Source organism: Blautia sp. MSK.20.85, from assembly GCF_013317245.1.
GTDB lineage: Bacteria > Bacillota > Clostridia > Lachnospirales > Lachnospiraceae > Blautia_A.
This window is the reverse complement of record NZ_JAAIUN010000005.1, coordinates 135,717-154,704: the sequence shown is the minus strand read 5'-3', so window position 1 is coordinate 154,704 and position 18,988 is coordinate 135,717. Positions and strand designations below refer to the sequence as shown.

The window sequence follows — 18,988 nt, the reverse complement described above, 5'->3', positions numbered from 1 at the left end:
AAATTTTATGAGTAAGCTTGAAATGCAGCAGTGCGTGCTGGGGCAGGTGTTTACCAATTGCTATTTTCTGAAGAATAAGAAGACCGGAGAGCTGCTGATTGTAGATCCGGGAGACTATGCGGAGAAGGTTTTTCAGAAAGTAGCTCTTATGCAGGGAAAACCGGTGGGAATCCTTCTGACCCATGGCCATTTTGATCATATCATGGCTGTGAAGGAAGTGAAGGAAAAATATCAGATCCCGGTTTATGCCTGCAGACAGGAAGAAGCAATGCTGGCTGAGCCCACAGTAAATATGACTGCTGTTTATGGAAGATCCTGTTCCATTAAGCCGGATGTTCTTCTGGATGACGGTCAGATTTTTGAAGCAGCCGGATTTTCCATCCAGATGTTCCATACACCGGGACACACCAAGGGAAGCTGCTGCTACTATATTGAGGATGAGGGCGTACTTTTCAGCGGAGATACATTGTTCTGTGGCTCTGTTGGAAGAACCGATTTTCCGGGCGGAAGTTCTGCGGAGATCGTAAGGAGTCTTCATAAGCTTGTGGACGCATTGCCGGAAGATACAGAGGTATTTCCGGGACATGACACATCCACAACCATTGGTTACGAAAAGAGGTATAATCCATTTGTATAAGATTGGCATTTTGTTTCAGAACAGAGATTTTGAACATGATGTGTATGAGCTGATCAAAGCGTTTTATCCCGGAAATGAGATCACTTCTCTTTATGAGGAGGATGATGCGGATTATGATATCCGCTTCCGGGTTTCCCGTGATGAAGAAGGTTATACCATCAGTTACGATAACGGAATAGAGAAAAAGACAGCTCACGGGGCTGTGATGGAAGGGCAATCCAGTGGAGAAGCTTCGGATGCCCTTATTTCTTGCGATGATGCCCATGATACCCGCAGAAAAAATAAAGACGCTATCAAATATGCCCTTTATCAGATGCTTTCCAAAGCTACAGGAAAGACACTTCCATGGGGAAATCTTACGGGTATCCGTCCTGTAAAAATGGCGATGGGTATGCTGGAATCCGGAATGAAGAATACAGAGATCGCCAGATATATGAGAGAACAGTATCTGGTAAGCCCGGAAAAAACAGCCCTTGCAGTTACCATTGCCAACCGTGAGCGGGATATCCTGAAAAATATCGATTATGAGAACGGTTACAGCCTTTATGTGGGAATTCCTTTCTGTCCAAGTATCTGTCTGTACTGTTCTTTCAGTTCCTATCCACTGGAAAAATGGCGTAAATATGTAGAAGATTATCTGGATGCACTGATCAAAGAAATCCAGGCTGTTTCCCAGATGATGAAAAATCGGAAACTGGATACGGTTTATATTGGCGGTGGAACACCTACCACTCTGGAACCGGATCAGCTTCGGAGACTTCTTGGCGCAATCACGGAATATTTTCCCTGTGAGGAACTGGAGGAATTTACAGTTGAGGCAGGAAGACCGGATAGTATCACTCTGGAAAAACTTCAGGCGATCCGGGAATTTCCGGTTACCAGAATTTCCGTAAATCCGCAGACCATGAATCAGGAGACCCTGGATATCATCGGCAGACGTCATACGGTAGAGCAGACCAAAAATGCGTTCCATCTGGCAAGAGAAGCCGGGTTTGACAACATCAATATGGATCTGATCGTAGGCCTTCCAGGTGAGGATATCACGAAAGTGCAGCATACACTGGACGAGGTAAAAGCTCTCGGGCCGGACAGCCTGACTGTACATTCTCTTGCTGTGAAGCGTGCGGCAAGACTGAATATCTTCCGCGACAAATACCAGGAGATGACTTTCGAAAATAATCAGGAAATCATGAACCTTACCATGAAAACTGCCTACGAGATGGGAATGGGTCCTTATTATCTGTACAGGCAGAAGAATATGAAGGGAAATTTCGAGAATGTCGGTTATTCTGAGGTTGACAAAGCGGGGATTTACAATATACTGATTATGGAGGAAAAGCAGCCGATCATCGCACTGGGTGCAGGTGGTTCCTCCAAGCTTGTGTTTGATCACGGACAGCGGATCGAGCGTGTGGAGAATGTAAAGGATGTTACCAATTATATCGCACGTATTGATGAGATGATCGAGAGAAAACGCACAGGCATTGAAAAATGGCTGTAGACGGAAAGGAGAGACAGATCCTTGAAAAGCGTACAGAAGATAAATGAAACTACGCAGGATCGGATTCTGGAAATGGATCTTTCCGCAGAACTGAAACATGGAGTTGTTGTCAGCAATCTTGCCTATGATGTGGCAAAGGAGCTTGGTCTTGGTGAGGAAGAATGTTATCAGCTGGCCATTGCCGGAATGCTCCATGATATCGGCAAGCTGAAGCTGGAAGGATACATTAATGGCCAGGAGCAGAATCCGATGGTCATTGAAGAACTGAAATATGTCCGCATGCACTCCACATTAGGTTATGAGATCCTGAAGGACCAGGGATATTCCGATTATGTTCTGGAAAGTATTCTTTACCATCATGAGAATTTTGACGGCAGCGGATATCCCAGCAACAGAAGCGGAAAGGATATTCCTATGGGTGCAAGGATACTGAGAGTATGTGATGTATATGCGGCTTTGAGTATGGACAGACCATATCGGAAAGCTCTGGAAAAAGATGAAGTTTTAAGACTGATGATCGATGAGATTAAAAACTTTGACATGCAGGTGTTTCTTGCATTTCAGAGGGTGATTCATAAAGGAGGAAACTATGGCATTAAAAAAGAAACCGGTTACAGGAATGAAGGACATTTTACCGAAGGAAATGGCAATCCGTAACTATGTGATGAATATGATCAGAGAGACGTACGGAACCTTTGGTTTTTCCGCGATCGAGACTCCCTGTGTAGAACATATTGAGAATCTCTGCAGCAAGCAGGGCGGCGAAAACGAGAAACTGATCTTCAAGATCATGAAGAGAGGTGAAAAACTGAAACTGGATACTGCAAAAACAGAGAACGATCTGACAGATTCCGGTCTCCGCTATGACCTGACTGTACCGCTTTCCAGGTATTATTCCAATAATGTCAATGAGCTTCCGGCTCCGTTTAAGGCACTTCAGATGGGAAATGTATGGAGAGCTGACCGTCCGCAGAGAGGTCGTTTCCGTCAGTTTATGCAGTGTGATATCGATATCCTGGGTGAGCCGACTTACCTGGCTGAAATTGAGCTTGTACTTGCAACAACAACACTTCTCGGAAAACTGGATTTCCACAACTTTACCATCCGTATCAATGACAGAAGAATCCTGAAGGCAATGGCTCAGTACAGCGGATTCCCGGCAGAGAGCTTTGACACTGTATTTATCATCCTGGACAAGATGGATAAGATCGGCATTGAGGGTGTTGCTGAGGAGCTTGAGAAAGAGGGATTTGCAAAAGAGAGCATTGACACTTATCTGGGACTTTTCCGTGAGATCACCAACGATGTTGAGGGTGTCCGTTATATTAAAGAGAAACTTTCCGATGTTCTGGAGGCAGGTATCGCCGAGGACCTTGAGACCATTATCAATACGGTAGAATCTGTAAAAACTGCAGATTTCAAGATGTCCTTTGACCCGACACTGGTACGTGGAATGTCCTATTACACAGGCCCGATCTTCGAGATCTCCATGGACGAGTTCGGCGGAAGTGTCGGCGGTGGCGGACGTTATGATGAGATGATCGGTAAATTTACAGGAAATAATACCTGTGCCTGCGGTTTCTCCATCGGATTTGAGAGAATCGTCATGCTGCTTCTTGAGAGAGGCTATGAGATCCCAACCAAGAATGGAAAGAAAGCATATCTGATCGAGAAGAATATGCCGGCGGACAAGCTTCTGAACATCCTGAAACAGGCAACAGAGGAGAGAAGTGCCGGTACACAGATCAATATCTCTATTATGAAGAAGAACAAAAAGTTCCAGAAAGACCAGCTGGCAGCAGATGGTTATACAGAGTTTGTAGAATTTTTCAACAGAGACTAAATATCTGTTGATGAACAAAGATATCAGAGTAAAATAAAAAGACTGCGATCAGAGTAGTCTGAGGAGGATAAAGAGATGGCTGAAAGCATGCAGGGACTGCACAGAACCTGCCGATGTGCAGAAGTGACCACAGAGATGGTCGGAAAAGAAGTAACATTAATGGGATGGGTGGCAAAAGCCAGAAATAAAGGAGGTCTTGTATTTGTAGACCTTCGTGATCGTTCCGGAATCATGCAGCTGATTTTTGAGAATGGCAGCATTGACGAGGAAGGCTTTACAAAAGCTGGCAAGCTCCGTAGCGAGTTTGTCATTGCCGTAACCGGTACTGTAGAAAAACGTGGAGGAGCTGTAAACGAGAATCTTGCAACAGGCGAGATCGAGCTTCGCGTAAAATCCCTCCGTGTTCTTGCTGAGGCAGATGTACCGCCATTCCCGATCGAGGAGAATAGCAAGACAAAAGATGAGATCCGTCTGAAATACCGTTATCTTGACTTAAGAAGACCGGATCTTCAGAGAAACATCATGATGAAGAGCAAGGTTGCTCAGCTTACAAGACAGTTCTTCACAAACGAGGGATTTCTTGAGATCGAGACACCGATGCTTGGAAAGAGTACTCCTGAGGGAGCCAGAGACTACCTGGTACCATCCCGTGTTCATCCGGGAAGCTTCTACGGACTTCCACAGTCTCCGCAGCTGTACAAACAGCTTCTGATGTGCTCCGGATTTGACCGTTATATCCAGATCGCAAGATGTTTCCGTGATGAGGACCTTCGTGCTGACCGTCAGCCGGAGTTCACACAGATCGATATGGAGCTTTCTTTCGTAGACGTAGACGATGTTATCGATGTTAATGAGAGATATCTTGCATTCCTGTTCAAAGAAGTTCTGGACATCGATGTAAAACTTCCGATCCAGAGAATTACCTGGCAGGAAGCTATGGACCGTTTCGGTTCTGATAAGCCGGATATGCGTTTCGGCATGGAGCTTCATGATGTCAGCGATATCGTAAAAGACTGCGGTTTCGGTGTATTCACAGGTGCTCTTGAGAACGGCGGAAGCGTTCGTGGTATCAACGCAGAAGGCCAGGGTGCAATGCCGAGAAAGAAGATTGACAAACTTGTTGAGTTCGTAAAAGGTTATGGTGCAAAGGGTCTTGCATACATTGCCATCGCAGAGGACGGAACCAGAAAATCGTCCTTTGCCAAATTTATGAAGGATGAGGAAATGGATGCCCTTGTAAAAGCCATGGACGGTAAGCCGGGAGACCTGCTCCTTTTCGCAGCAGACAAGACAAAACTGGTATACGATGTACTTGGTGCCCTTCGTCTTGAGCTTGCAAAACAGATGGATCTTCTTGACAAGAACGAGTACCGTTTTGTATGGGTAACAGAGTTCCCGCTTCTTGAGTGGAGCGAGGAGGAGAACCGTTTCACAGCGATGCACCATCCGTTCACTATGCTTATGGAAGAGGATCTGCCGCTTCTTGACACAGATCCGGGAAAGGTCCGTGCAAAAGCATACGACATCGTTCTTAACGGAAATGAGATCGGTGGCGGTAGTGTACGTATCCATCAGGATGATATTCAGGAGAGAATGTTTGAGGCACTTGGCTTCACAAAAGAAGCTGCACATGAGCAGTTCGGCTTCCTTCTGGATGCCTTCAAATACGGAGTTCCGCCTCACGCAGGACTGGCATACGGTCTTGACAGACTTGTTATGCTTATGGCAAAAGCAGATACCATCCGTGATGTTATCGCATTCCCGAAGGTTAAGGATGCTTCCTGTCTGATGACTCAGTCACCAAGTCAGGTAAGTGAGGCACAGCTTCACGAGCTGGGACTTGATCTTGAGCCTGCGAAGGAAGAAGAGGAAGAATAAAAATCATGCAGCCGACAATCTATACATTTCTGATCGTTTGTCCACTTGTATTTCTTGCCGGATTTGTAGATGCTGTAGCAGGCGGGGGAGGCTTGATCTCCCTGCCTGCTTATCTTTTGGCCGGAGTTCCCATACATAATGCCGTTGCTACTAACAAACTGTCATCAGCAACGGGAACTCTGATCTCTACGGTACGTCTGTGTAAGAATAAATTTGTAGACTGGATTCTGGTACTCCCGTGTATCCCGATGGCGCTTCTGGGATCAACAATGGGAGCACATGTAGCACTTGTTGCCAGTGATAAAATCTTGCGTTATATGCTGATCCCGGTACTTCCGGTAGTTGCTTTTTATGTATTGCGTAAGAAGAATATGGATGAAAAAGGCGGAGAGATCGCCAGAAAGAAACAGATTCTGATCTGTGCCCTGTGTTCTCTTGCTGTGGGCTGCTATGATGGTTTTTATGGCCCCGGGACAGGAACCTTTCTCCTGCTTCTGTATACAGGACTTGGAAAAATGAGTGTGGCAAAAGCGTCCGGTACCATGAAGGTTACCAACCTTTCTTCCAATGTAGCGGCTCTTGTGGTATTTCTGCTCAGCGGAAAGATCGTGATCATGCTTGGAATTGCAGCATCTGTATTTTCTATTGCAGGACATTATACAGGGGCAGGCATGGTTATGAAAAACGGAAGCCGGATCATCCGGCCTATTATTCTTATAGTACTTGCACTGCTTTTTATAAAAATCATATCCGGAGTATAAAAAAACTCTCATTTGTTTTCCGTTTCAGTCTGTATGACCAGGAAATTCAAATGGGAGTTTTTTACTGGATCAGCGAAGTCCCCTGTATAGTTGCGAACATCTGCCGGATTAATTTTATTCGTCACTGTCGGAATCATCGACATTATCATCGACTTCTTCTGTTTCCGTTTCATTGTCACCGGAATTATTGTCTTCATCAGAGACCTCTTCGTTTCCGGTGCCCTGATCGTCAGAAATATCCTCTGTCATATCTTCAGGGACAGGAGATGCGGTAAGTGTTCCAAAAATAGCATTGCCAAGTTCGGTTCCGGCATCTTCGAGTTTCCAGGAAGCGCCGTCATTTATCAGGTGAAAAACAGCGTTGGCAGTTATGGTTGATTCGTTGTTCTTGATACTGTCAAGAAGAAGTTCGTGAGATTTGTCATATCTTTTCTGAGAGCCGTCAATCACTGCATCAGCGGAACCAAGATAGGTATTTAGTTCTTTTTCATATTGAGAGAGAATCGAATCACTGTCAAAAGTAGTCAGCTGTGCACTGACCTGAGCAAGATAGCCCGAGATGGAACTGTCTGTTATTTTATAGTTAAAACAGGAGTGAAACTGTTCCATAAGTGCGGATGCAATGGCATTTTTTGCTGGGTCTGAAGTGTTCAGGATGGAGTCCAGACCAAGGTAATTGGACATCTGCTGAACATCCATTTCCTGCAGGGTTTTCAGATAAATTGCCAGGGTTTCATCAGCTGGGACAAGATCCGGATCGGATAAATAGGTGATCAGACCTCCAACCAGGTCATTTTCCAGAGAAGAACTGTGTGTGATATCCCAGTCCGGTTCGGAAGAGGAACCATGATTGATCAGCTGAATGGAAGCATTTCGGTCTATGGTTTTATAGGAACCTTTTTTTAGGAGTTTGTGGAGATGCAGATAACGCTGCTCCAGAGAATTCCCATCATTATCTGTGCTTTTTTCACTGGAAGCGGCTTTTAAGATTTCATCTTTAAGGCTCTGGGTAATGAAATCTTTCGCAAGCGCCTGGGAATCCAGAGTGGTAAGCCGCAGGTGTGCAGAAGCAGTTTCCTGATCCTGGTCAATGGATATATCCAGTATTTTGTAATCAAAATTCTGGAAGAAGAGGGAAAAGACTTCTTTTATATCATCAGAAAGTTCCGTATTATCATCAGAATCTGGAAACAGTTCCTGATACGATATGTATTTCATGGTCGTTTCGGAATCCAGATTTTTAAGAAGATCCAGATCCTTTTTGATCGCTTTCTCCGCAGATGTTTTTGCCAGGTGGGAACAGCCGGTTATGGAGACTGCCAGAAAAACAAAGAAGAAAGCCAGCAGATATTTCACTGTCTTCATATCGTTCTTTCCTTTCAAAAAAATTTACATCTTATTTTATCAGATATCGCCTCAAAAGTCAAAAATCGCATAAAACTATACTATTTTTATAAAAAAATGGTGAAAAATTTGTGAAATTTGCATCGTTTTCCTCAAAGACTTTTCTTTTTCTCTTTAATCTGCTATGATGTTTGAAGCAACTTGTAGTTTCGGCATAATGCTGAGAAAAGAGGAAATATATGAAAAAACGTATTTTAATTGCCCTGGGAATTATTATACTGGCAGCCGGTATTGGAGCAGGTGGCTGGTATTACTACAGTCATCATATGGGGACTGTAAGCGGCAGTGATACCGTATATGTAACGAAGATAAGCAAGCTTTCAGAAATGGATTCCGGTGTGGAGAATCGTTATGCAGGCGTGGTGGAACCGCAGGAAACTGTGCAGGTAAAGATCGAGAGCGGGCGAAAAGTAAAAGAAGTACAGGTAAAGACCGGTGAAGAAGTGAAAAAGGGTCAGCTCCTTTTTCAGTATGATCTGGGAAGTATCCAGCAGAGTCTGCAGGAAGCACAGCTGGCACTGGACCGGCTGAAAAACGAAGCTTTAAGCATTTCGGATCAGATTACGACTCTGGAAGCTGAGAAAAAGAAAGCTACAGCTGATAACCAGCTTTCTTATACAATAGAGATCGAAACTCAGAAAATGAATCTCAAGAAGAATGAGTATGATCAGAAGAGTAAACAGGCAGAAATCGAAAAGCTTTCCCAGGCAACGCAGAATACTGAGGTGCGAAGTGAAATTGATGGTGTAGTCCAGAAGATCGATACTTCCAAGATGGGGGGCGACAGTTCTGATGGGGTAGATGATACTTTGACGGAAGGAACTGCGGATTCATCGGACTCAGGCTCTGGAGATAGTTCCAGCAATGCATTTATTACGATCCTGAGTACAGGGGCTTACCGTGTAAAGGGAACGGTAAATGAAGTAAACCGGGATTCGATCATAGAGGGAACGCCAGTGATCATCCGCTCCAGGGTAGACGCATCAAAAACCTGGAAAGGGACAATGGGGTCCGTTGATATGGATAATTCGGCTACTAACAGCAGCTCAGATGCTGCAATGTTTGGAATGTCCAGTACTGGTGATGATCAGACTTCCTCCAGTACATATCCGTTTTATGTGAATCTGGATTCTTCGGATGGTCTGATGCTTGGACAGCATGTTTATATTGAACCGGATGAGGGACAGGATGATAATAAAGCAGGTATCTGGCTGAATGATTACTTTATTGTGGATGCGGATACAGATAGCCCTTATGTATGGGTTGCAGGCAGTGGGAACAAACTGGAAAAGAGAGATGTTGTACTTGGACAGTATGATGAAAATCTAGCGGAATACGAGATTGCGGACGGGCTTACAGAGAAAGACAGGATCGCATTCCCGACAGAGGAACTTAAAGAGGGAATGTCTGTTGTAGAGGGAACCGCTGATCAGACAACTGCGGCTATGTGGGATACTTCTGATGAAGATTCCCAGGATGTTTCTGATGAAGATTACAGCGATATGGAAAGCGATGGATCAGAACCTGATATGGTCGAAGACAGCGGTCTGGATGGAGATATGAGCACAACGGAAGGGCTTTCTCCGGAAGATGACCTCGTTCCAATGGAAGGAGCACCGACGGAATGATTTTGGATTTAAAGGGAATATATAAAGATTACCAGCAGGGGAAAATGACAGTTCCAGTATTGAAAGATGTGAATTTTTCGATGGAAGAGGGTGAATATGTAGCAATCATGGGACCATCCGGTTCTGGAAAAACCACACTGATGAATATTATCGGCTGTCTGGATAAACCTACGAAAGGAACTTTTCTCCTGAATGGAGAGGATATTGCAAAGTGCACGGAGAATGAAATGTCAGATCTTCGTTTGAAAACCATAGGCTTTGTGTTCCAGAGTTTTCACTTGCTTCCAAGACAGAGTGCGCTGACAAATGTTGAGCTGCCTCTGAATTATGCAAAAGTCCCAAAGAAAGAACGCAGGGAACGTGCTTTGAAAGCGCTGGAGCGTGTAGGACTTGCTGACAGGGTTAATTTTAAGCCGAATCAGCTTTCCGGTGGTCAGATGCAGCGAGTTGCCATTGCAAGGGCGATTGTAAACAATCCCAAACTTTTGCTTGCAGACGAACCTACGGGAGCATTGGATACAAAATCCGGAGCACAGGTCATGGAACTTTTTCAGAAGCTGAATGATGAGGGAGTATCTGTACTGATGATCACGCATGATCCGGAAATTGCGGCACACGCCAAGAGAGTTGTTATGATCCGTGATGGTGAGCTGCAGGAAAAGAGGTGATAACATGAAAGTGGTGAAGAGAATAATTGTCGGTGTATTGATCGCAGCACTGGCATCAGCTGGTATTTATACAGGTCTTATGCATGTAAAAGAATCCAAGGTGACAGAAGTACCGGTAACAAGTGTCAGCAACCTTATGACAGACTGGTATTCGGAAACAACGCTGGATGGAACCATCACCACAAATGTTGCGCAGAATGTAAATATGGATAAAGATATGATCATTGAGAAGATTTACGTTTCTCAGGGTGATGATGTAAAAAAAGGAGACAATCTGATCTCCTTTGATATGACGCTTGTAGAGATGGAACTGAATATTGCAAAGCTGAAACTGCAGAAACAGGAACAGGATCTTACAAAAGCCCAGAACCGTCTGACAAGTCTTCAGAACGGAGGACCTATTGAGGACAGTACGGACAGCACAGATGATACAGAGCTGAATTCTACAGATGGAAATACCGGTGACAGTAATATGACAAGCACGGATATTCCTTCTGATGGAAGCGGTGATGATGAGATGCAGTCCACAACCGGTTCTCTGGGAACTGCAGTAGATGGAAGTTATCTTGCGTCGGCATCTCAGCCGTTGCTTCTCAGTGCGTTTACAGATACAGCTTCCGCATCAGAAGAGTCTCAGGAAGCAGATGTCATTGATGGGGAAGAGGCAGCAGCAGGGGAAACTTCAGACGGTGAGCAGCTGGATGAAGATGAGGATTCTTCTGATGATGGTCTTATCATGGATCCGTCTTATCAGGATCCTGCGGTAGATGATATTACAGATGGTGAAACGCCGGATCTGAATGCAGGAGATGACAGTACACCTTCCGTATCACCTACGCCGACACCGACACTGGGGCCGAATGAACTTCCTGATCCGAATGCAACAGAAGAAGAAATTCCGGGAATCACAGATGGAGAACCGCAGTTTTATCAGAAACTGGATTATACATCTCAGCCATTTACAGGAACCGGAACAGAAGATGATCCGTATGTTTTTCTGGTGAGCAGTGCAAAAGGCAAGGTTACTGTCATGGGTTCATTTTTTAACCGGATGGCAGGATACAGTGAAGACGGAACAAAAGTAGTTCAGAAAGGTGGCAGCTGGTTTCAGCTGGAATTTCATGAGAATGATACCATTGCGGATTTTGAAGACAGAAAACTTTCCTGTACAGGATATTATCTGATCGATGGAAGTCTTCTGGAAAATCCTGTTTATATGTATGCAGAGACAGAATTTACTTTGGATGATGCAATGAAGTACGATGATACTGGTGATGACGATGAAATTCCGGATGACAGTGGTGACGGAGATGACAGTACGGACAGTACGACCATGACCAGAGAAGATGCCATCAAGATCCAGAAAAATAAGGTTTCAAGCCTGAAACTGGATATTGAAGAGAGTAATCTGAATATCACCAAACTGGAAAATAAAGTAAAAAATAAACTTGTGACAAGCAAGCTGGATGGAACCGTTGCCTATATTGGAGATGAAGCAACCGGTTCCTATAATGGAGATGCTTTTTTGAAGGTAAAGAGCAAAGATGGTTTCTATGTTACCGGAACAGTCAGTGAGCTGATGCGGGATCAGATGAAAGAGGGGACTCTTCTCCAGTGTACCAGTTATGATTCCGGCAGTTTTGAGGCAAAGGTATTAAATGTTTCAGACTATCCGGTGGATTCTTCCAATAATTTTTATTATGGAGGAGATTCCAATCCCAATGTATCTTACTATACCTTTAATGCAGAGATCACTGATCAGTCGCTTCAGTTTACAGATCAGGATTATGTGACAATATCTCTGAAATCAAATAAACTGTCCAAAGGCAGCCTGGTTGTGATGAAGGCCTTTATCCGCACAGAAAATGGAACCAGTTATGTTTATAAAGATGTAAAAGGAACTCTGAAAAAACAGCAGGTTACTGTGGGCAGTATCGTAAACAGCGGATACTATGCCATTGTAACTTCAGGTCTGAAGTCGGATGATCTTCTTGCGTTTCCTTACGGAAATACGGTACAGGAAGGTGCCAAGACAAAAGAAGTAACATTGGATGATATGTATAATGAATAACAGGAAGGAGAAATTTCATGCTTGAAAATATACGCCTGGCATTTCAGGGAATATGGTCACATAAGATGAGATCCTTTCTGACCATGCTTGGTATTATTATTGGTATTGCATCTATTATTGCAATTGTATCTACGATTAAGGGCACCAGTGAACAGATAAAGGAAGACCTGATCGGTTCCGGAAACAATACTGTGCAGGTGCTGCTCTATGACGGAGACAGCACTTATGACATGGACTATGGCTCCTATGGAAGTTCTGCCACACCGCCCGTCATTTCCGATTCGCAGAAAACAGCCATTGGAGATCTGGACCATGTGATCAGTTCTACATTTTACTACAGCAGTCAGTCCGCAAGTGTTTATTATAAGAATACAAGTTTTCAGGGCGGAACAGTATATGGTATTGATAACAGTTATCTGAAAACGATGGGATATTTGGTCCAGTCCGGACGTGGTTTTGTGCAGAAGGATTATGACAGCTATCGAAAGGTTGCACTGGTGGACTCCAATGCTGCGCAGAATATTTTTGGAAGTGAAAATCCGGTAGGAAAGACCATCGAGATCGGAGCAGAACCTTATATCATCGTAGGCGTGATCACTCAGAGCGAGGATAATATGCCTAAGATCAATACATTGTCCGAGTATGAGGAATATTCTCAGACTATTATGGGAAGTGTGATGATCCCGGATACAACCTGGCCTGTGGCATTTAAGTTTGATCAGCCTCAGAATGTGACAGTCCGTGCGGACAGTACAGATAATATGAGTTCAGTGGGAAAAGCGGCAGAAGATGTCCTGAATACAGGAATCCAGAATGAGAAGAATAAATCCAATTTCAAATATAAAGCAGAAGATATCATGGAGAAGGTCAAAAATCTGCAGAAACTCAGTGAAAGCACAAATCAGCAGCTGATCTGGATCGCAAGTATCTCCCTTCTTGTCGGTGGTATCGGTGTTATGAATATCATGCTGGTATCTGTCACAGAGCGTACCAGTGAGATTGGTCTGAAAAAGGCCATTGGAGCAAGAAAAAATATTATTCTCGGGCAGTTTCTGACGGAGGCTTCGGTGCTGACCAGTATCGGAGGAATCATAGGAGTGGTACTTGGTATCATCCTGTCAAAAGTAGTGGCGCAGGTGTCCGGGGCACCAACGGCCATCAGCATACCAGCCATTATTGGTTCTGTAGTATTTTCCATGCTGATCGGCCTGATCTTCGGACTTCTTCCATCTGTGAAAGCAGCCAACCTGAATCCTATCGATGCACTTCGAAGTGAGTAAATACAAATAAAAAAACGCATACATTTTTACAGCAATGTACCGGCTTCCAAAAGTCAGATCTGAAGATCTGACGATTGGAGGCCGGTATTTTTATGCCTCAATATTTTATGGATTCAAGAAAGTGACTGTTCTGGAAGGATTACTGTAAATGTGGCGCCGCCTCCGGGAGTCTCTGAGACAGTGATCTTTCCCTTCTGGAGAGAAATGATTTCATTTGCAATGGAAAGCCCCAGCCCAAAAGCTGCTCTTTGAGAAAATATCTGATGTTCCAGTGTATCCAGAGGGTGGAGGATAACAAGACCCAGAGAACCGTTTTTATTCGGGATCTGAGCTGTACAGGCATAAAAAGACTGGATTCCGGATCAGTGGTTAGATTTTGGCTTCTGGACGAAAAAATGGAAAGAAGTTAAAAAAAATTTCCAGTGGTATCTGGTACTTCCGAAGACACCCATCCAGGCAGAACAGGTACAATGTGTTTTTCGCGGAATGGCAGCGTTTATTTTGTCACTTTTGCTGTATATATGGCAAAAAAAGAAAGCATAAATGGAATTTTTACAGGTTTTTTCCAGATCATAAAAAAATCATGGCAGAATCTTTGGATAGTGTGATATAATACACCATAAGTGGGCAAATATTAAAACAGAAGGAGATAATTTCATGAAGGTTTTGGAAGGTAAATCTGTATTTTCCGGTATTGCAATCGGCAAGATCTCAATCCTCCAGAAGGTTGACACCAGTGTAAAACGTGTTCACGTGGAGGATCCGGAAGAAGAGGTAAAGCGTGTGGAGGCAGCCAAGGAGCAGGCTGTGGCACAGCTTCAGAAGCTTTATGACAAGGCTCTTCAGGAGGTTGGAGAGTCCGGAGCGGCAATCTTTGAAGTTCATCAGATGATGCTTGATGATGATGACTATCTTGATTCCATCCACAACATTATCCGCACAGAGTCTGTAAACGCAGAATATGCGGTTGCAACAACTGGCGACAACTTCTCATCAATGTTCGCACAGATGGACGATGATTATATGAAAGCAAGAGCGGCTGATGTGAAGGATATTTCTGACCGTCTGGTACGTGTACTTTCCGGCCATGGAGATGGAGAACTTGAGGCATCTGAACCGGTGATCGTAGTTGCTGAGGATCTTGCACCAAGTGAGACCGTACAGATGGATAAGAGCAAAGTACTTGCATTTGTTACAAGAAAAGGTTCTTCCAACTCACATACCGCCATTCTTGCAAGAACTATGAACATTCCGGCACTGATCAATATCGAATACGACGAGTCCATGGACGGAAAAATGGCAGTTGTAGACGGAAAGAGCGGAAATCTGATCGTTGATCCGGATGCGGAAACCCTTAAGAAATACGAAGACCTGCGTGCAGATGAACTTGCACAGCGTGCAATGCTCAAAGAACTGAAAGGAAAAGAGACTGTTACCAAGAGCGGCCGTAAGCTTCATCTTTATGCAAACATCGGAAGTACCGGCGATGTTGCCAACGTACTTGCCAATGATGCGGAAGGTATCGGACTTTTCCGAAGCGAATTTGTATATCTGGAGAAAGAAGATTATCCGACAGAGGAAGAGCAGTTCCAGGTTTATAAGACAGTAGCACAGAACATGGCCGGTAAGAAAGTCATCATCCGTACCCTTGATATCGGAGCAGACAAGCAGATCGATTATTTCAATATGGCACATGAGGAGAACCCGGCTATGGGATATCGTGCGATCCGTATCTGCCTGGACCGTCCGGAAGTATTCAAGACACAGCTGCGTGCACTTTTCCGTGCAAGCATGTTCGGAAATATTTCCATCATGTATCCGATGATCATCTCCGTAACAGAAGTAAAACAGATCAAAGCGATCGTAGCAGAAGTGAAAGCAGAGCTTACGGAGCAGGGTATCCCGTTCCGTGATGATGTGGAGCAGGGTATCATGATCGAGACACCGGCTGCTGTTATGATCAGTGACCTTCTTGCAAAAGAAGTTGATTTCTTCAGTATCGGAACTAACGACCTGACTCAGTACACTCTGGCAATCGACCGTCAGAACGCAAAACTGGACAACATTTATGATTCTCATCATGAGGCTGTCCTCCGTATGATTCAGATGGTTGTGGACAATGCACATAAAGAAGGTATCTGGGCAGGAATCTGCGGTGAGCTTGGAGCAGACACCACACTTACTGAAAGATTCGTGGAGATGGGGCTGGATGAACTGTCCGTATCTCCGACCTTTGTTCTTCCGGTCAGAAAGATCGTAAGAGAGATGGAATAGAATATTATTGTTGCAAAAAAAGCTGTCACTTTGGTTAAAAGTGGCAGTTTTTTATAAAAAAAATTTCGTCTGCTTTTTTATAGTGCATTAAAAAAGTAAAAGGCATAATTTGTTCGAAATAAGGCATAAATAGTCGAAAATAATAGCGCTGTAACATTGCGTGGCAATTGAGGATGAAGTATAATTAAGTATATATATTATATCAGTATTCAAAAATATGCTGTTTATTTGTGCAATAGTGATAATTTTAAAGAAAAATAGGCACAGATAAAAGGGAAAATGGAGGGAAAACATGAAAAAGACAGCGCGTTTTTTAGTAATGCTTTTGCTGTTGGTTGTTACCTGTGTGACAGGAATACCGGTAAAAGCAGAAGAAGCAACACCGTCGACAGAAGACAATCTGAATCTGGATGTCATTTATGTCATCGACGGAAGTGGTTCTATGGAGCGGGCAGACCCGGAATACATGGCACCGACTGCCGGAAAGCTCTTTACAGAACTGTGTGCATCCAGTGCAGAGGGCACAAGAGCCGGTTATGTATATTATTCCCATGTTATTCTTGACAGTGTGGGACTTACCGATCTGAGCACCGGAAAAGATACACTCAAAAAAGGCATGGAAGCGATCAAATATGATATCAATAATGATACCGATATCGCACTGGGACTTACAGAAGCCGTAAAACTTCTGAAAGAGGGAAAGGCTTTTAATTCCGGACGAAATCCGATGGTCGTTCTGCTCAGCGACGGAAGAACAGATCTTCCAAAAGGACCACGTACAGTAGAAGAATCCCAGAAAGAACTGAGCAAGACTCTCAAAGAGGCAGTATCTCTGAACCTTCCGGTATATACCATCGGACTGAATTATGATGGTTCTCTGGATTCCGCTACAATGAACGATATTGCCGAGAAGACAGGCGGTAAATTCTATGAAACAAAATCTTCAGATCAGCTGAATGGTATTATTGAAGACATTTATAATGACCACACAAAGGGCGGCAGTGCGGAACTTCCTTCCCAGTATGATTCCAAAACAGGAAGATATACAACAAACTTTACTGTTGACAATGCAAGCGTTTACGCGGCTAATATTGTAATTCTTACAGAAAAAGGTGTGTCAGATCCGAAGATCATCGATCCTTCCGGAAAAGAAGTACCTCAGGATGAAGAACACAATATCACGGTATCTTCTGATAAACGTTATATGACCATTAAGGTTAAGAATCCGCAGAAAGGTGAATGGACTGTAAGTGTGGCAGGCGACGCAAAGGATTCGATCAAGATCAATCTGCTGACCACATTTGATATGAACCTTACTCTGGATGTGGATAAATCTTCACCGAAAACAGGTGATGATATCAATATGACAGCACTTCTGAAATGCGGAGATCAGATAATTTCAGATGATGATCTTCTGTATGGTGCAACTGCTACCTGTATTATCACAGATGCCAGTGGAAAAGAACAGCAGATCCCTATGGATACAGACAGCTACAGGTTCAAATACACCATGAAGGCAGAGAAGCCGGGTGATTATACAGTAAAAGTAGTTCTTAATGGAAGAAATGAAAGTTTCTCAAAAGAAACAACCCCATACAAGATGATCATAAAAAGTACTCCGTTATCTGTAAAAAGCGGAGATGTGAAAAAAGTATCACTGTTTGGAAAACCATTCGGAAAGACCAAGGAAATTCCTCTGGACGAGATCACTACATACGACGCAACATCCAAGATTAACTGTGATATTGAAGAAGACAGTGAAATAAATGCGAAGGTTTCCTTTAATCCAGATACCAAAACATTCCAGATCGTTCCGTTAAAAAATGGTAGTCAGGATGTAAATCTCCGTATTGCGGATGAATATGGACAGAGCGCACGATTTACAATGCGGGTAAACGTAAAATCCGTATGGACGATCGTTATCGGAGTACTGGTATTGATCCTTGCAGTGATCGCTGCAATTTTCTTCATTCTCCGTGCAATGAAACCGAAATTCCGTGATCTGCTCACTATGCAGCTCACATTGCCGCCTGCTCTTCAGAGCCTGACACCAGGCAGCGTATCTATGACTTTGCCGGGCAAAAAATCCGAAGTGCTGTTAGGGACTGTGATCAATGAGGATCAGGTAGCAAGAAATACATATAATGAAGTGTTTATGCGTACAGGCCTTCAGGCTCTGGTACAGAATATCAAGCTGAAAGCATTAAAAGATGGAATTGAAGTCTGTGTGCTTCCAAAGACAACAGGCATGATCCAGATTGATAATCAGAAGATCGACACTGAAAAGGGTGTAAAAAAATCTGTCAGAAAAGGCGACAGAATTTCCATTCAGTATGTCAGCCCATCTGAGCAGGGTGGAAGTGTGCTGACATTGATCGTCGGAAAAGAACAGAAAATGTCCGGATCTATTTATGGATCTGGAGGAAGTGATTTTGATATCAGCCATACTGGCAGTCCATATGGTGGCCAGAGAGGAAATGGTTTCGGTGGAGGAAACGGTTTCGGAAGTGGAAATGGTTTCGGAGACGGAAACGGTTTCGGAGGCGGAAATGGCTTTGGCGGAGGAAACAGCCAGGGAGGAAATGGCTTCGGAAGCGGAAACGGTTTCGGAGGAGGAAATGACTTCGGCGGAGGAAACAGCCAGGGAGGAAATGGCTTCGGAAGTGGAAACGGCTTCGGAAACGGAAATGACTTTGGCGGAGGAAACAGCCAGGGAGGAAATGGCTTCGGAAGTGGAAACAGCTTCGGAAACGGAAATGACTTCGGCGGAGGAAACAGCCAGGGAGGAAACGGTTTCGGAAGTGGAAATGGTTTCGGAAGCGGAAATGACTTCGGCGGAGGAAACGGCCAGGAAGGAAACGGTTTCGGAGGCGGAAACAACCAGGGAGGAAACGACTTCGGAAGTGGTAGCTTTGGTGGCGACAGCCAGGGAAATACCCAGCCGGGAGGAAACGGCGGATTTAACTTTGGCGGTTCCGGAAGTGACGGAAGCGGAGATGACTTTTTCTGATCGCAGTTATTTTTTATAAACGGTATAAAATAA

At 44.1% G+C, this 18,988-nt stretch carries 14 protein-coding genes; 12 read left to right on the top strand and 2 right to left on the bottom strand.

Going from position 1 to position 18,988, the window contains the following annotated elements:
* Positions 1-7 precede the first annotated feature (7 nt).
* The 6 genes from G5B12_RS04605 to G5B12_RS04580 all read left to right on the top strand — a co-directional run bounded on the left by G5B12_RS04605 (position 8) and on the right by G5B12_RS04580 (position 6,620).
* Positions 8-637 carry an MBL fold metallo-hydrolase gene (locus G5B12_RS04605; protein ID WP_021977280.1) on the top strand — a complete coding sequence of 210 codons (630 nt, stop codon included), beginning with the start codon at positions 8-10 and terminating at the stop codon, positions 635-637.
* Positions 585-2,138, top strand: a complete 1,554-nt coding sequence (gene hemZ / locus G5B12_RS04600; protein WP_174087819.1) for a coproporphyrinogen dehydrogenase HemZ — start codon at positions 585-587, stop codon at positions 2,136-2,138. The genes G5B12_RS04605 and hemZ overlap by 53 nt, the downstream gene beginning before the upstream one ends.
* A gap of 21 nt (positions 2,139-2,159) precedes the next feature.
* The gene (locus tag G5B12_RS04595) at positions 2,160-2,795 is read left to right on the top strand and encodes an HD-GYP domain-containing protein (protein WP_255493875.1); all 636 of its coding nucleotides are present in this window, start codon (positions 2,160-2,162) and stop codon (positions 2,793-2,795) included.
* Positions 2,728-3,981, top strand: a complete 1,254-nt coding sequence (hisS, locus tag G5B12_RS04590; RefSeq protein WP_174087818.1) for a histidine--tRNA ligase — start codon at positions 2,728-2,730, stop codon at positions 3,979-3,981. The genes G5B12_RS04595 and hisS overlap by 68 nt, the downstream gene beginning before the upstream one ends.
* Before the next feature lie 75 nt (positions 3,982-4,056).
* Positions 4,057-5,859 (top strand): aspartate--tRNA ligase, encoded by a 1,803-nt coding sequence (aspS, locus tag G5B12_RS04585; protein ID WP_021977283.1) that lies wholly within the window; start codon positions 4,057-4,059, stop codon positions 5,857-5,859.
* A 5-nt stretch (positions 5,860-5,864) separates the two neighbouring features.
* Complete coding sequence (locus G5B12_RS04580; RefSeq protein WP_021977284.1) at positions 5,865-6,620, top strand: TSUP family transporter; 756 nt, start codon at positions 5,865-5,867, stop codon at positions 6,618-6,620.
* Positions 6,621-6,734: 114 nt separating this feature from the next.
* On the opposite strand, the gene G5B12_RS04575 is transcribed toward G5B12_RS04580, so the two are convergent.
* Positions 6,735-7,985: a hypothetical protein gene (locus G5B12_RS04575; RefSeq protein WP_021977285.1), complete on the bottom strand. Its 1,251-nt coding sequence runs from the start codon at positions 7,983-7,985 to the stop codon at positions 6,735-6,737.
* A 218-nt stretch (positions 7,986-8,203) separates the two neighbouring features.
* Between G5B12_RS04575 and G5B12_RS04570 the strand changes: the two genes are divergently transcribed.
* The 4 genes from G5B12_RS04570 to G5B12_RS04555 are packed head-to-tail and all read left to right on the top strand — an operon-like array spanning position 8,204 to position 13,671.
* Entirely contained in the window at positions 8,204-9,652 is a 1,449-nt protein-coding gene (locus G5B12_RS04570) for an efflux RND transporter periplasmic adaptor subunit (RefSeq protein WP_021977286.1), read from the top strand.
* Entirely contained in the window at positions 9,649-10,320 is a 672-nt protein-coding gene (locus tag G5B12_RS04565; RefSeq protein WP_118063498.1) for an ABC transporter ATP-binding protein, read from the top strand. The genes G5B12_RS04570 and G5B12_RS04565 overlap by 4 nt, the downstream gene beginning before the upstream one ends.
* A gap of 4 nt (positions 10,321-10,324) precedes the next feature.
* Positions 10,325-12,391: a hypothetical protein gene (locus tag G5B12_RS04560; RefSeq protein ID WP_174087817.1), complete on the top strand. Its 2,067-nt coding sequence runs from the start codon at positions 10,325-10,327 to the stop codon at positions 12,389-12,391.
* A gap of 17 nt (positions 12,392-12,408) precedes the next feature.
* A complete protein-coding gene (locus tag G5B12_RS04555; protein WP_021977289.1) occupies positions 12,409-13,671 on the top strand; it encodes an ABC transporter permease in 1,263 nt (420 codons plus the stop codon).
* A gap of 113 nt (positions 13,672-13,784) precedes the next feature.
* Here the strand turns inward: G5B12_RS04555 and G5B12_RS18245 are convergent, their stop codons facing one another.
* Positions 13,785-13,931: an ATP-binding protein gene (locus tag G5B12_RS18245; RefSeq protein ID WP_278278392.1), complete on the bottom strand. Its 147-nt coding sequence runs from the start codon at positions 13,929-13,931 to the stop codon at positions 13,785-13,787.
* Between the two features lie 397 nt (positions 13,932-14,328).
* On the opposite strand from G5B12_RS18245, the gene ptsP reads away from it, so the two are divergent.
* Both ptsP and G5B12_RS04540 read left to right on the top strand, forming a co-directional pair.
* The gene (gene ptsP, locus G5B12_RS04545; protein ID WP_021977290.1) at positions 14,329-15,945 is read left to right on the top strand and encodes a phosphoenolpyruvate--protein phosphotransferase; all 1,617 of its coding nucleotides are present in this window, start codon (positions 14,329-14,331) and stop codon (positions 15,943-15,945) included.
* 292 nt (positions 15,946-16,237) lie between these two features.
* A complete protein-coding gene (locus G5B12_RS04540; RefSeq protein ID WP_174087816.1) occupies positions 16,238-18,955 on the top strand; it encodes a vWA domain-containing protein in 2,718 nt (905 codons plus the stop codon).
* The last annotated feature ends 33 nt before the right edge of the window (positions 18,956-18,988 follow it).